Annotated in this window: 15 protein-coding genes and 2 tRNA genes; 9 read left to right on the top strand and 8 right to left on the bottom strand. The window is 57.9% G+C overall.

Features of this window, described 5'->3' with window-relative positions; genetic code table 11:
• Positions 1–7 precede the first annotated feature (7 nt).
• Positions 8–1,651, bottom strand: a complete 1,644-nt coding sequence (gene pgm, locus OJHNALOF_RS07940; protein ID WP_165661680.1) for a phosphoglucomutase (alpha-D-glucose-1,6-bisphosphate-dependent) — start codon at positions 1,649–1,651, stop codon at positions 8–10.
• A gap of 20 nt (positions 1,652–1,671) precedes the next feature.
• Entirely contained in the window at positions 1,672–2,184 is a 513-nt protein-coding gene (gene seqA, locus OJHNALOF_RS07935; protein WP_094199613.1) for a replication initiation negative regulator SeqA, read from the bottom strand.
• A gap of 124 nt (positions 2,185–2,308) precedes the next feature.
• Here seqA and OJHNALOF_RS07930 point away from each other — a divergent pair, with 124 nt between their 5' ends.
• From OJHNALOF_RS07930 to OJHNALOF_RS07910, 5 genes are all read left to right on the top strand, one after another.
• Positions 2,309–3,073, top strand: a complete 765-nt coding sequence (locus OJHNALOF_RS07930) for an alpha/beta fold hydrolase (RefSeq protein ID WP_165661679.1) — start codon at positions 2,309–2,311, stop codon at positions 3,071–3,073.
• A gap of 56 nt (positions 3,074–3,129) precedes the next feature.
• Positions 3,130–3,351: a DUF2788 domain-containing protein gene (locus tag OJHNALOF_RS07925; protein WP_094199615.1), complete on the top strand. Its 222-nt coding sequence runs from the start codon at positions 3,130–3,132 to the stop codon at positions 3,349–3,351.
• 3 nt (positions 3,352–3,354) lie between these two features.
• Positions 3,355–3,639, top strand: a complete 285-nt coding sequence (ybfE, locus tag OJHNALOF_RS07920) for a LexA regulated protein (RefSeq protein WP_094199616.1) — start codon at positions 3,355–3,357, stop codon at positions 3,637–3,639.
• Between the two features lie 43 nt (positions 3,640–3,682).
• Positions 3,683–4,210, top strand: coding sequence for a flavodoxin FldA (gene fldA / locus OJHNALOF_RS07915; protein WP_094199617.1), 528 nt, complete (start codon positions 3,683–3,685; stop codon positions 4,208–4,210).
• Positions 4,211–4,311: 101 nt separating this feature from the next.
• Positions 4,312–5,220 carry a L,D-transpeptidase family protein gene (locus tag OJHNALOF_RS07910; RefSeq protein ID WP_094199618.1) on the top strand — a complete coding sequence of 303 codons (909 nt, stop codon included), beginning with the start codon at positions 4,312–4,314 and terminating at the stop codon, positions 5,218–5,220.
• Between the two features lie 93 nt (positions 5,221–5,313).
• Here OJHNALOF_RS07910 and OJHNALOF_RS07905 read toward each other — a convergent pair whose 3' ends face one another.
• Entirely contained in the window at positions 5,314–5,556 is a 243-nt protein-coding gene (locus OJHNALOF_RS07905) for an LPP leucine zipper domain-containing protein (protein WP_094199619.1), read from the bottom strand.
• A gap of 440 nt (positions 5,557–5,996) precedes the next feature.
• Here OJHNALOF_RS07905 and fur point away from each other — a divergent pair, with 440 nt between their 5' ends.
• Positions 5,997–6,428 carry a ferric iron uptake transcriptional regulator gene (gene fur, locus OJHNALOF_RS07900; protein ID WP_094199620.1) on the top strand — a complete coding sequence of 144 codons (432 nt, stop codon included), beginning with the start codon at positions 5,997–5,999 and terminating at the stop codon, positions 6,426–6,428.
• 89 nt (positions 6,429–6,517) lie between these two features.
• Here fur and glnS read toward each other — a convergent pair whose 3' ends face one another.
• From glnS to phbB, 5 genes are all read right to left on the bottom strand, one after another.
• Positions 6,518–8,179, bottom strand: coding sequence for a glutamine--tRNA ligase (gene glnS, locus OJHNALOF_RS07895; protein ID WP_165661678.1), 1,662 nt, complete (start codon positions 8,177–8,179; stop codon positions 6,518–6,520).
• 133 nt (positions 8,180–8,312) lie between these two features.
• Positions 8,313–10,091 carry a class I poly(R)-hydroxyalkanoic acid synthase gene (gene phaC, locus OJHNALOF_RS07890; protein WP_165661677.1) on the bottom strand — a complete coding sequence of 593 codons (1,779 nt, stop codon included), beginning with the start codon at positions 10,089–10,091 and terminating at the stop codon, positions 8,313–8,315.
• A 132-nt stretch (positions 10,092–10,223) separates the two neighbouring features.
• Positions 10,224–10,559 carry a phasin family protein gene (locus OJHNALOF_RS07885; protein ID WP_094199623.1) on the bottom strand — a complete coding sequence of 112 codons (336 nt, stop codon included), beginning with the start codon at positions 10,557–10,559 and terminating at the stop codon, positions 10,224–10,226.
• 64 nt (positions 10,560–10,623) lie between these two features.
• Positions 10,624–11,835, bottom strand: coding sequence for an acetyl-CoA C-acetyltransferase (locus OJHNALOF_RS07880; protein WP_165661676.1), 1,212 nt, complete (start codon positions 11,833–11,835; stop codon positions 10,624–10,626).
• Between the two features lie 36 nt (positions 11,836–11,871).
• Positions 11,872–12,618 carry an acetoacetyl-CoA reductase gene (gene phbB, locus OJHNALOF_RS07875; protein ID WP_094199625.1) on the bottom strand — a complete coding sequence of 249 codons (747 nt, stop codon included), beginning with the start codon at positions 12,616–12,618 and terminating at the stop codon, positions 11,872–11,874.
• Between the two features lie 610 nt (positions 12,619–13,228).
• Between phbB and OJHNALOF_RS07870 the strand changes: the two genes are divergently transcribed.
• The 3 genes from OJHNALOF_RS07870 (at position 13,229) to OJHNALOF_RS07860 (ending at position 13,667) form a co-directional block, all read left to right on the top strand.
• Positions 13,229–13,420, top strand: coding sequence for a hypothetical protein (locus OJHNALOF_RS07870; RefSeq protein ID WP_165661675.1), 192 nt, complete (start codon positions 13,229–13,231; stop codon positions 13,418–13,420).
• A gap of 81 nt (positions 13,421–13,501) precedes the next feature.
• Positions 13,502–13,577, top strand: a tRNA-Asn gene (locus OJHNALOF_RS07865).
• A 14-nt stretch (positions 13,578–13,591) separates the two neighbouring features.
• Positions 13,592–13,667: transfer RNA gene (locus tag OJHNALOF_RS07860), tRNA-Asn, on the top strand.
• Positions 13,668–13,817 lie beyond the last annotated feature (150 nt).

The following is a 13,817-nucleotide window of genomic DNA, read 5'->3' as shown; positions in this document are numbered from 1 at the left end:
GGAAGGCTCAGACGCCGGCGCGGGCGAAGGCATCACCAACCAAAGCCTTGGCTTCGGTGATCAGCTGTTCGAGGTGCTGCTCATTCCGAAAACTTTCGGCATAGATTTTATACACCTGCTCGGTGCCGCTGGGGCGGGCGGCAAACCAGCCCTGCCCGGTCACCACTTTGAGACCGCCGATGGCGGCGCCATTACCCGGTGCCGCCGTCAGCCGGGCAATAATGGCATCACCGGCCAGGGTATCGGCCTGTACGTCCTCGGGATTGAGTGCCGCCAACACTTTTTTCTGGGCGTGACTGGCCGGCGCATCCACCCGCCGGTAGCAGGGGCGGCCCAACTCCTGGGTAAGTCGATCATAATACTGGTGCGGGGTCAGGCCGGTGACCGCCAGCATCTCCGCCGCCAGCAACGAGGGAATAAAGCCGTCCTTGTCGGTGGTCCAGACACCGCCGTCACGGCGCAGGAAAGACGCCCCCGCACTCTCCTCGCCCACAAAGGCCAACCGGCCTTCCATCAGCGGCTGGACATACCATTTGAAGCCCACGGGCACTTCCATCAGCGGCCGTTCCAGGCTGGCCGCCACCCGATCGATGATGGACGACGACACCAGGGTCTTGCCTACCGCCAGGCTGACCGGCCAGTCGGGCCTGTGGGTAAACAGGTAATGAATGCACACCGCCAGGTAATGGTTGGGGTTCATCAGCCCCTCGGCGTCCACAATGCCATGGCGATCGTAATCCGGATCGTTGCCACAGGCGATGTCGAACTGATCTTTCAGCCCCAGCAGGTTCTGCATGCTCCAGGGGCTCGAGCAGTCCATGCGGATTTTGCCGTCGTGATCCAGGGTCATAAAACCAAAGTCCGCATCCTGGCGTTCGTTGACCACGGTAATATCGAGGCCATGGCGTGCGGCAATGCGCGGCCAATAGGCCAGGCCGGAGCCGCCCAGAGGATCCACGCCGATGCGAATGCCCGCGCGGCGAATGGCGTCCATGTCGATCACCTCGGCCAGGTCGTCCACATAAGCGGAGACATAGTCGTGCTCAACCGCCCGGGCCAACGCCTCGAGATAAGGCACCTGGCGCACACCGGCGTTGCCCTCCGCCAGCAGGTCATTGGCACGACGCTGGATCACCGTGGTGGCCTCGGCGCTGGCCGGGCCACCGTCCGGGCCGTTGTACTTGATGCCGCCATCCCGGGGCGGATTGTGTGACGGCGTAAGCACCAGGCCATCTGCCTGCTGTTCAGCATGACGTCGATTATGGCCGAGAATGGCATGGGAAATGACCGGGGTGGGCGTATAGCCCCCGCCCTGCTGAACCCTGACCTCTACCCCATTGGCCACCAGCACTTCCAGCGCCGCACCAAAGGCCGCTTCCGACAGGGCATGGGTGTCCATGCCCAGAAACAGCGGGCCGCTCAGCCCCTGCTGTTGCCGGTATTCGGCCACGGCCTGGCAGATGGCGTGAATATGGGCCTGGTTAAAGCTGGTATCCAGGGCCGACCCCCGGTGCCCGGATGTACCGAACGATACTCGCTGGGCAGGCTCGGACGGGGTCGGCACCCGCTGGTAAAAGGCCGCCATCAACTGGGGAATATTGACCAGATCGGCGCGTTGGGCCGGCAAGCCGGCCCTGGGGTGCGTGCTCATGTTTTCGGTCCTTGATGTATTCAGATGCTCTGGCTGACCCGCTCGATCAGGCCGTGGGCATAGCCCATGGCGGCCATCAGCTGCGCGACGATATTGCGCTTGCGGCCGGTATTGGTATTGGTGATCACCCAGTAGGGACTGCCCTCAATCGGGCGGGGCTTGGTGGTGTTGCCCGCGGCCAGCAGCGCCGTTTCAGAGTCGGCGAAATAAATGCGTTTGCGGCCCTTGATGTCCGAAGCCTGGGCAAAGGCGGCGGGATTTTCCCGGTAAAGTACCGCCAGGATCGTCATAAAGCGCTCAATGGCCGAATCCTGGGCGGCCAGCGCACCAGACTCCAGCATACGCAGCACTCCTTCGCCCTGGGCCCGGGCAGGTGCCGCCGGCGTTACCGTCTCGACGTCGGCCTGATTATCCAGTTTCAGCAGGCGGCGCAGAATATCCGAGGCGCTCTCGCCAATATGCCGCGTGTTGCTGGCGATATAACGGTAGAGCTCTTCATCCACCTCTATGGTTTTCATCATTTTTTCTGGCATATCCACTCCCAGTGAAGAGTGGGCGATTATACATGGAGCGGCGCCGCGGCCCAAGCGGGTTGCGCCCGCCAGCGAGGCGAGCAACAATATGACTCCCTGATGTCAACACAACCCTCGAGTATCCATGCAACTGAATTATCGTCGCCAGGGCCAGGGCATGCCGGTCATGCTGGTACACGGCCTGTTTGGCAGCCTCGACAACCTCAACGGCCTGAGCCGGGAGCTGGCGGAGCACTTTGACGTGATCGCCGTGGATCTGCGTAATCATGGCCTGTCGCCCCGCAGCGATGACATGAGCTATGCCGCCATGGCCGGCGATCTGCTGGCCCTGGCCGATCAGCTGCAACTGGACAGACCCGCCCTGGTGGGACACTCCATGGGGGGCAAGGCCATCATGATGGCCGCCGGCCTGGCACCGGAACGGATACACGCCCTGGTGGTGGCCGACATGGCGCCGGTGGCCTACCACAAGGCCCGTCATCAGGCTGTTTTTGCCGGCTTGCAGGCGGTGCTGAAGGCCGGTAGTCAAAGCCGCAAGGAGGCCGACGCGGTGCTCGCCGAGCATGTAAATGAACCCGGCGTGCGCCAGTTTTTGCTTAAATCCTTCGTGCCCGCCGAGGCCGGCTGGCGCTTCAATGTTCCTGTTCTGTCCCGGTCGTATTCGAGCATCATGGACTGGCCCGGCCTGAGCACGCCTTATGAGCAACCGGTGCTCTTTATCAAGGGTGGCGACTCCGACTACCTGCTACCCGAACACCAGCCCGAAGTGGCCGCCCAGTTTCCCCGGGCAAAGGCCCATGTCATCGCCAATGCCGGCCACTGGCTGCATGCGGAAAAGCCGCAGACCTTCAACCGGCTGGTGCGGGATTTCCTGCTTGGAGTCGGTTAACAGCCCGATTGGCTTTGTGCTATAGTGGCGCCCATTCTTATCGGTCGGTCAACAGAATGTCATTGGATCAAATCGAGCTGCTTGAAAGCCTGGGCCTGAAGCTGTTTTTCGTGGTCATTTTTTTGCTGATTGGGCTGGCCATTCAGGATGTGCTCAAGCGCGGTAACGTGCCCAAATTTGGTCGCTACATTGTGTGGCTGGTGCTGTTTCTGGGCTGTGCCGGTTTTGTTGCCAAGGGCATTATCGAGGCGGCCTGGGAAAGCGGCGGTATCGGTTGAACCATGGCCAAACAAGAGGCGGACAGAACCACGCTGGACTTGTTTGCCGACGAGCGTCGCCCCGGCAGACCCAAGACCAACCCCCTGCCCCGGCAGGCTCAGCTCAGGCTCAACAAGCGTAACCAGCTCAGACGGGATCGCGAGCGCGGCCTGCGCCGCATCGAGCTCAAGGTAGATGAGCAACTGTTCAGTAAACTCAACCTTCTGGCCGATGAACGCCGGCTCAGCCGAGCCGAGCTGATCGAGGTCCTGCTGCTGCAACAGCTGGCTCAGCAGGATCTGGACTAGGGCCAGGATTCAACAATACATTTTCAACAGGTACGGCATAATTATGGCAAGTGTAGGTCTGTTTTTTGGAAGTGATACCGGCAATACCGAAGCCGTGGCCAAGATGATCCAGAAAGAGCTGGGCAAGCATCTGGTCGAGGTACACGATATCGCCAAAAGCACCAAGGAAGACATCGCCGGTTTTGATCTGCTGCTGCTGGGTATTCCCACCTGGTACTATGGCGAATCCCAGGCGGACTGGGACGACTTTTTCCCCGAGCTGGAACAGATCGACTTCAATGACAAGCTGGTTGCCATCTTTGGCTGCGGTGATCAGGAAGACTACGCCGAGTATTTCCTTGACGCCATGGGCACCCTGAAGGACATCATCGAGCCCAAGGGCGCCATTATCATCGGCCACTGGTCTACCGACGGCTATGATTTCGAGGCATCCCGCGCCCTGGTGGACGACGCCCATTTCGTGGGCCTGGGCATTGATGAAGACCGTCAGCCCGAGCTGACCCAGGACAGGGTCAAGGCCTGGTGCAAACAGCTTTACGAAGAAATGTGCCTGCAAGAGCTGGAAGCATAACACGACAATCCGGGTCTTTAAGGGATGCGCAGGGCGCATCCCTTTTTCGTCGTACAAGAGTATGATGCCCTGTTCAAACCAGAGACTGAGAGAACCACACCATGAAACTGTTGAGCGCTATACTGCTGGCCCTGCTGTTGCCGGTATCACTGGCCCAGGCGGCGGTTCGCCCCCTGCCCCTGCCGGAAGACAAAGGCCAGCCGGTAGGTCAGATTGTGATTCATACCGCCCAGGAAGGTGACACCCTGGCCGCCCTGGCCCGCTACTACGGCGTCAGCCCCATTCTGGTCATGGCCGCCAACCCGGATCAGGATCTGCTGCTGCTGCAACCCGGTGATCGGGTCGTCATTCCCAACCAGCTGCTGCTGCCCCGGGCCGAGACCCAGGGTATCGTGATCAACCTGGCTGAGCTGCGCCTGTACTACTACCCCGAAAATGAAGAGCAGGTATATGTGTTTCCCATCGGCATCGGCCGGGTTGGCCGCGCCACCCCCGAAATGGTGACCAGTATTTCCCAAATGCGGGAAAACCCCACCTGGACCCCCACCGCCACCACCCGCAAGGAATATGCCGCCAAAGGTATCCCCCTGCCGGCCGTGGTGCCCGCCGGCCCCGACAACCCCCTGGGTGAATACGCCATGCGCTTGGCCTATGGCAGCGGTGAATACCTGATCCACGGCACCAATGATCCCCTGGACGTGGGCCTGCGTTCCAGCGCCGGCTGCATTCGCATGTATCCTGAGCATGTGGAATGGCTGTTTGCCCAGGTGAACAAAGGCACCCGTGTACAAATCGTGAACCAGGCGCTCAAGGTCAGCACCGACGAATACGGCCAGACCTTTGTGGAGTCTCACGAGCCCCTGACCCCCGAGGGCCACGTTGATACCCGCCCGCTCGACATGAGCCAGCTGGCACCGCTGCTGCAGAATGGCCTTGACCGCAGCACCCTGGAACGCATTATCAGCCAGCAGCAGGCCACGCCGCAGCTGGTGGGCCAGACCGAATACTGATCGTCCTGTCGGGGCGTTTCACGCCCCTTTGAATATCAGTCATAAAAAAAGGCCTGACTTTCGTCAGGCCTTTTTGGCATTCCAGAATTCGTGTTACTTGGTGTAACGGCCCATCTGGTCCAGGCGAGAGTTGGCGCGGTCGGCAGAAGCACGAGCTTCGGCAACGTCGGCAGCCAGACGGTCGATCTTGGCAGAGTTGGCCTGCTGGCCCTGCTGCACGGCTTGTACGTCCTGGGCCAGGCTGTCCAGCTTCTCTTCCAGAGCGGTAGTGGAGCTACAACCGGCCAGCATCAGGGCACCAACAACACCACCAACCATCATCATTTTATTACGCATTACCTGCTCCTTGTTTTAAATGGGAGTCAAAAAGACCACATTGGCGAGCTAAGTATGAACGAAGTTCAGCACTTACCGCAAATTATTTTATAGACCATGACATTAGGAAAATTTGCTTAACATCATGATTAAGCGTTTGTTTGCCGTTTTTTTGCACACTTGATTTAAGTGATGCATGTCGGTCAGCCAACCGCCTTTCCTTTTTCATACTAATATGGGTAACCCCAAATTACTCGCTATTGGATTGCGGGACACGTCGGATTTCGTCGAGTCTCTCACTTTCAACTGAAGCGCCTGCATACGGCAAGCCAGCCACAGCCAAATGCCGGCTTTCATCTTGCCGCCGGCATTTGGCTGCCGAACGAATTCGGGTTGCCTTTACCGGCAGGAACAAGCAAAATTAAAGGCAATACCCAAATGAAATGTGAATCGTTGATTTTATGGCCGACAACAACCAAGCACTGAAAAAAGCAGGACTCAAGGTGACGCTTCCCCGGGTCAAGATCCTGGAGCTGTTACAGCAACCTGAAACGCAGCACGTGAGCGCAGAGGAGCTGTACAAACTGCTGATTGACCAGGGCGAGGAGATCGGCCTGGCTACCGTATATCGGGTTCTGAACCAGTTTGACGACGCCGGCATCGTGACCCGTCACCATTTCGAAGGCGGCAAGTCGGTGTTTGAACTGGCCACCCAGGAGCATCACGACCACCTGGTGTGCCTGGACTGCGGCAAGGTCATTGAGTTTCACGACGAGGTTATTGAGCAGCGCCAGCGTGACATCGCCGGTCAGTTCAATATCAAGCTGACCAACCACAGCCTGTATCTCTATGGCCACTGCACCAACGACGAGTGCGATCATAACGACGAGTAAGTCATTACCCCAGCCACAAAAAAGCCGCAGCAGATGCTGCGGCTTTTTTGTGGCTGAAGCCCGGGTGCCGAGGCGCCCGGGCAATACCATCAGGTGTCTTCCTTGCCCCAGGAGTCGCGCAGTGCCACCGTGAGGTTGAACACCAGCACATCGGACTCGCTGTCGCGGCAGAAATAGCCTTCCCGCTCAAATTGACAGGCCCGCTCCGCCGGCGCCGCCGCCAGGGACGGCTCCACCACCGCCTGACTCAGCACCTGCAGGGAATTCGGGTTCAGGGCCGCCTCAAAAGACTCGGCCGCACCCGGGTTGGGCACGGCGAACAGACGATCATAGAGACGTACCTCGGCAGGCACCCCATGGCTGGCGGACACCCAGTGGATCACCCCCTTGACCTTACGGCCGTCGGCCGGATCCTTACCCAGGGTATCGGGGTCATAGCTGCAGTAAATGGTGGTGATATTGCCGGCCTCGTCCTTTTCCACCCGCTCCGCCTTGATCACATAGGCGTTGCGCAGACGCACTTCCTTGCCCAGCACCAGCCGCTTGTATTTCTTGTTGGCTTCTTCGCGGAAATCGGCCTCGTCGATGAAGATTTCCCGCGTAAAAGGCAGCTCCCGCTCGCCCATCTCGGGCTTATTGGGATGGTTGGGGGCCTTGAGGATCTCCTCGTGGCCTTCGGCCAGGTTTTCGATCACCAGCCGCACCGGCCGCAGCACCGCCATGGCGCGGGGGGCGTTATCGTTGAGATCGTCACGAATGCAAGCTTCGAGCATGCCCATTTCCACGGTGTTGTCCTGCTTGGTCACGCCGATGCGGCGGCAGAACTCGCGAATGGCCGCCGGCGTATAGCCGCGGCGACGCAGGCCGGAGATGGTAGGCATGCGCGGATCGTTCCAGCCCTCAACATGACCGTCGGTCACCAGCTGGTTGAGCTTGCGCTTGGACATGACGGTGTATTCCAGGTTGAGCCGGGAGAACTCGTACTGGCGCGGGTGACAGTCGATGCTGATGTTGTCGAGCACCCAGTCATAAAGCCGGCGGTTGTCCTGAAACTCCAGGGTACACAGGGAGTGGGTAATGCCCTCGAGCGCATCGGAGATACAGTGGGTAAAGTCGTACATGGGGTAGATGCACCACTGGTCACCGGTCTGGTGGTGATGGGCAAATCGCACCCGGTAAATGACCGGATCGCGCATCACCATAAAGGAGGACGCCATGTTGATTTTGGCGCGCAGGCAGGCGGTGCCTTCCTTGAACTCGCCGTTGCGCATGCGGGTGAACAGCTCAAGGTTTTCCTCCACCGGGCGGTCCCGGTAGGGGCTGTTACGGCCCGGGCTGGTCAGGGTGCCGCGATATTCGCGAATTTGCTCGGGAGTAAGCTCATCCACATAGGCCAGCCCCTTTTCGATCAACTCAACGGCGTAGCCATACAGCATTTCGAAATAGTCGGAGGAATAGTGAATGTCGCCGCTCCATTGAAAACCCAGCCACTGCACGTCACGTTTGATGGACTCGACGTATTCCACACTTTCCTTTTCGGGGTTGGTGTCGTCAAAGCGCAGGTTGCACTTGCCCTGGTAGTGTTCGGCAATACCGAAGTTCAGGCAGATGGATTTGGCGTGGCCAATGTGCAGATAGCCGTTCGGCTCCGGAGGAAAACGGGTCTGCACCGACTGATGCTTGCCGCTGGCCAGATCTTCATCAATGATCTGACGAATGAAATTGCTGGGACTGTGGTCCGCCTGACTCATTCAATGCACCTCGAACTGGAAAATGGTGTGATGGGATCAAACGACCATGATCCATGATTCCGGCGCACGGCTCAATAGGCCCGCCATGATAAAGGAGCCAAAAGCGGAAAAGCCGCCCACAGGCGGCTTAATATTACTCTTCTACCGGCAGGGTCTGCTGCACATAGCGGCCCGGTGCCGGCATCAATCCAGGACACTCGTTGTTGCCAACGGCACGGGCATCCACCTGTTTGCCCAGGTAAGGCGCCGCCCACTGTTGCCAGTGGGGCCACCAGGAGCCCTCTTCCCGTTTGGCCGACGCCAGCCATTGCTCCGCCGACTCAAAGGACGCGTCGCTCAGCCAGTAGCCGTATTTATTCTTGGCGGGCGGATTGACCACCCCGGCCACGTGGCCCGACTCGCCCAACACCAGGGTGGTGTCCCCCCCCAGCAGCCGTGAGCCGTTGAAGGTGGCGTCCCAGAGGGCGATATGATCATCCTTGGTAGAGAGGAAATAGCTGGGGGTCTGTACCTTGGACAGATCTACACCGAAGTTGCCGACCTTGACCTCGCCCTTGCTCAGCTTGTTGTCGAGATAAAGCTCCCGCAGCAGGAAGCTGGCACAGGTGGCGCTCAAGTTGGTACTGTCGCTATTCCAGTAAAGGATGTCGAAGTCCGCCGGCTCCTCGCCCTTGAGGTAGTTGTCGATGTAATAGTTCCAGTACAGGCTGTTTTCCCGCAACAGGCTAAAGGTCACCGCCATCTGGCGGCCATCAAAATACCCCTGAGCGTCATTCATCTGCTCCATGGCGCTGACCACGGGATCATTGATAAACACGCCCACTTCCCCGGGCTGGGTAAAGTCGAGCAGGGTGGTCAGGAAGGTAGCGCTCTTCACTCGTGGCTTCATGCGTCGGGCGGCGTAAAGTGCCATGGTGCTGGCCAGCAAGGTGCCGCCGATGCAGTAGCCGATGGCATTGACTTCCTTTTCACCGGTGATGCGTTCGATGACACGAATGGCTTCCATTGAGCCTGCGTTGATCAGATCCTGAAAACCGATGCTGGCCTGCTCCTTGCCCGGATTGCGCCAGGACATGAGGAACACGGTGTGGCCCTGGTCCCGAAGCCAGCGCACCAGGGAGTTCTGCTCCCGCAGATCCAGAATATAAAACTTGTTGATAAAGGGCGGAATCACCAGCAGTGGGGTCTGATGCACCTTGGCGGTGCTGGCACCATACTGGATAAGCTCAAACACATCGTTGCGGAACACCACCTCGCCCGGGGTGGTGGCCAGATCCTTGCCCAGCTCAAAGGCGGACTGGCGGGTCATGCGAATTTTCAGCAAGTTGGCGCTGTTGGCCAGGTCTTCCTGAAACAGGCCGATACCCTTGACCAGGTTGGCGCCCTTTTCTTCCAGGGTGCGGTGCAACAGCTCCGGATTACTCCACAGAAAGTTGGTGGGCGAGAGCGCATTGATGGTCTGGCGGAAAAAGAAGATCAGGCGTTGACGTGCCGGCTCCGGCAAACCTTCCACCACTTCGAGGGTCTGCATCAGGGAGTTGGCGAAATGCAGGTAGGACTGGCGCAGAAAGTCAAAATTGGGATCATCCTTCCAGGCCTTGTACTGAAAGCGTCGATCGCCGGGAGGATCATTAATCACGCTGTCGGCGCTGGAATCCAGCGCCCTGACCATGCTGTTCTGACAGATGGCAAGCTGTCCCTGCCACCATTGCATCTGCATTTCCAGCAACCGCACCGGATTGGCGGCCACCGCATCGTAAAAGGTTTTCAGGTCTTCGGCATTGACCTGCGACAGGGCGTCGGTAACCGGATTGTCGCCCAGACGGCTGCGCTGAATGTCGGCCCAAACGCTTTCATTCCACTGAAAAAACTGGTGTATGGGATCACCGCCCTGAAAAGTATTCTGTTCCATTATGTCCCTCCCTGCATGAAAAGGTGACCGCTGTTCACAGCAAAGCTTGCCCGGCGAAGGTTACCTGGCAAGCAGGAAGGGGCCCAACGGCCCCTTCCCTTCATAACCAACAATCGGAAAGACTGCGCCGGCTTACTGCTTGGCGGCGTCGGCGGCCAGGCCGTCGATTCCGGCCTTGAACTCCTGGGCCAGGTCGGCCAGTTTCTTGCCGTCTTCAATCATCTGCTGGCTGATACGAGTCATGGTTTCCAGCTGCTTGGCGCCACTGGTCACCAGGCTTTGCACATCCCGTACCTGGCTGTTGCTCTGCAACTGGGCCAGACCGATGTCGGCATACTGACGGGCGGCCTCAAGCTGCAGGTTGGTCAGGGCGGTAAAGTTCTTGGCAACCAGCTGGTTGTACTGATACAGGGGGCCAAAGGCTTTTTCGGTCTGATCGTTGAAGGTTTTGAAAATATCCGTGTACATGGCAATGTCCTTTAAACTGAGATTCGCTGAATAAGGCGGCGGGCTGCCACCGCCTTGCTGTTGTTTACACCCGCTTGAGGATAACGGCGGTACCCATGCCGCCGCCCACGCACAGGGAGGCCAGACCCAGGCTGGCATTGCTGCGCTGCAGCTCATACAGCAGGGTAACCATGATGCGGTTGCCTGAAGCACCCAGGGGGTGACCCAGGGCAATGGCGCCACCATTCTTGTTGGTTTTTTCCAGCACGGCCTGCTCGGTCACATCGTGCTCGCGAGCCAGTTGGCGTACCACGCCCAGGGCCTGGCCAGCAAAGGCTTCATTCAGTTCAAAACGCTCGATGTCGGTCAGTTTCAGGCCAGCCTTGTCCAGCGCCTGACCAATGGCCGGCACCGGACCCAGGCCCATGATTTCCGGATCGATACCACCCTGGCCATAGCTCACCACTTCGGCCAGCGGCGTCAGGCCCAGGCGTTCAACGGCAGACTTGCTGGCCACGATGATGGCACTGCCACCGTCGTTGATGCCGGATGCGTTACCGGCGGTCACCGAACCACCTTCACGTTTGAATGCAGGACGCAGCTGGGACAGACCGTCGGTGGTGGTGCCGGCCTTGGGGTATTCGTCGGTGTCAAAGGTCACCACGGCCTTGCGGGTTTTCACTTCCACCGGCACGATTTCGTCTTTGAAGAAGCCCGCTTCGATGGCGGCCACCGCCTTGGACTGACTGGCCACGGCCAGGGCGTCCTGCTCTTCGCGGCTGATGTTTTCCTGGGCCACCACATTTTCGGCGGTCACGCCCATATGGTACTGATTGAACACGTCGGTCAGGCCGTCGCTGATCAGCAGATCGGACAGACTCATGTCCCCCATCTTCTGACCGTTGCGCAGGTCACCTTTGACCACATGGGGAATTTGCGACATGTTTTCACAGCCGGCGGCCACGACCACCTCGGCGTCACCGGCCTTGATGTGGGCACAGGCGTCCATCAGGGTCTTCATGCCGCTGCCACACACCATGTTCAGGGTATAGGCGGGAATGCCGGCGGGAATGCCGGCGGCCAGGGCGGCCTGACGGCCGATGCCCATGCCCTGGCCGGCGCTGACCACGTTGCCCACGATCACTTCGTTGATATCGTTACCGGACAGCTTGGCCTGCTCCAGGGCGCCCTTGATGGCGGCCGCGGCCAGGTCGGCGGGAGAAACGGTTTTCAGTGAGCCCAGGAACGCACCGATGGGAGTACGCTTGGCCGCAACAATATATACAGGTTCAGACATAATGTGTGTTCACTCCGTTAAACAGAACCAAAGGGGTTATTGCATGTACAGGCCGCCGTTGACCGACAGGGTTTCACCGGTCACATAACCACCGTGCTCGCCGGCCAGGTAAAGTACGGCACCGGCCACTTCTTCCGTGGTAGCCAGTCGCTTGAGCGGAATGGTGGCCTTGATGGAATCGAGCACGTCTTCACGAATGGCGGTCACCATGGGGGTAGCGGTGTAGCCGGGCGCCACGGCGTTCACGGTCACGCCAAAACGGGCGCCTTCGGCGGCCAGCGCCTTGGTGAAACCGATCATGCCGGCCTTGGCGGCAGAGTAGTTGGCCTGACCATACTGACCCTTGAGGCCGTTTACGGAGGAGATATTGATAATGCGGCCACTGCCCTGCTCGCACATCTGATTGAAAATCGGCTGGGTTACGCTGAACAGGCTGTTCAGGTTGGTATCCATGACTTCTTTCCACTGATCCCAGGACATCTTTTTAAAGGTGGCGTCACGGGTAATGCCGGCGTTGTTGACCAGCACATCGATGTGGCCCAGTTCACGCAGAGTTTCGGCCAGCACCTTGCCAATCGCTTCATGGTCGCTCACATCCAGAGCCAACAGCTGTACGTCCTTGCCGGCCAGGCCCTGTTCCTGCAGCCAGCTGGCAGCCTGCTGTTCTTTGCCTGGACGGTGAGTGGCCAGCACCTTGTAGCCATTGTCTACAAACAAACGACAAACTTCTGTGCCTATTCCACCCGCAGCGCCGGTAACCAAAGCGATTTTCTTGTCGGTCATGAATACATCACTCCTTTGGATATACAATAAAAAGAAAAGCCAAACTTTAAATTTTGTGAACATTGCCGGCGAAATCTGCCAACAAGTACTACTGACACATCTGTTTTACTATATACAACACTCGAACCAACTCCCTGCTCGAGCAAAACCACTATAACCAGATCTTCATGACAAATGCATTAAAATAATCACTAATAATGAAAAAAAACATGCTCTATTTACCGCGTTGACAATTCGCGTCACCGAACCATAAATACCCTTAAAAACAGACAGTAACAGCCTTACTATCGGCATTAAAGCGGCCCATATCGCCACCTTTCTTTACCGTAAAAATAAACTCAAAGTCAAAAAACAGGCCAATGAATTTTTTAATTCATCAACTCATAACATTGACACTTAACATTGTATTTACAGTGACATGTTATACTTCTCAACCACCGGTTTATTGTTTCATTTTGCAAATAACCCTGCCCTCACTTGTTAATGGAATTTCGTGCTTCGGCGCACCAAAAAGAAGCCTCCAAATAAACTGCTTCACTACAATGGGGCGCTGGCGACCGTGTTTGCCCGATAAGCCAGGTTCAGAATACCCTACTGCAAGAGATGTACCATGCAGCGCGAATATCAGGGTGGTACACCAAGAAACAAGCCGCGGATTGTTCCAGGCCAACGAGGCCCTGGCCCGGTTCGTCACCGGCGTTTTTATTCAGCTCAATACACCACACCCAAGCAGCGCGCGCTTTATAACCGCAAAGGTGAAGATTTCACCCTCATCCGCACACAATTGCAGCAAACAGTCTGATTTCACAGGGAAAGCCATATTCGCTGTTGACAGCCTAAGGGGCAGCCTTTAACATGCGCCACGCATTCAAGCGATGCCTCTTCCCCCTTAGTTCAGTCGGTAGAACGGCGGACTGTTAATCCGTATGTCGCTGGTTCAAGTCCAGCAGGGGGAGCCAGTTTGAATAGTTGTTCCCCCTTAGTTCAGTCGGTAGAACGGCGGACTGTTAATCCGTATGTCGCTGGTTCAAGTCCAGCAGGGGGAGCCAATCATTACAAAAAAACCGGCCCAGTGCCGGTTTTTTTGTGTACGTATGGCACAGCCCTTCCCTGACTCTCTGCCTGCTGTTCAAGACCCGGCCCAAGCGAGACCGCAATTTTCTTGTCAATCCCGAGGGGTTGGCCCATTATAACAGCGA

Origin of the sequence: Oceanimonas sp. MB9 (assembly GCF_011319775.1) — a bacterium.
Lineage (GTDB): Bacteria > Pseudomonadota > Gammaproteobacteria > Enterobacterales > Aeromonadaceae > Oceanimonas > Oceanimonas doudoroffii.
Note: the sequence above shows the minus strand (reverse complement) of the source record. Positions and strands in the feature narration are given on the sequence as shown.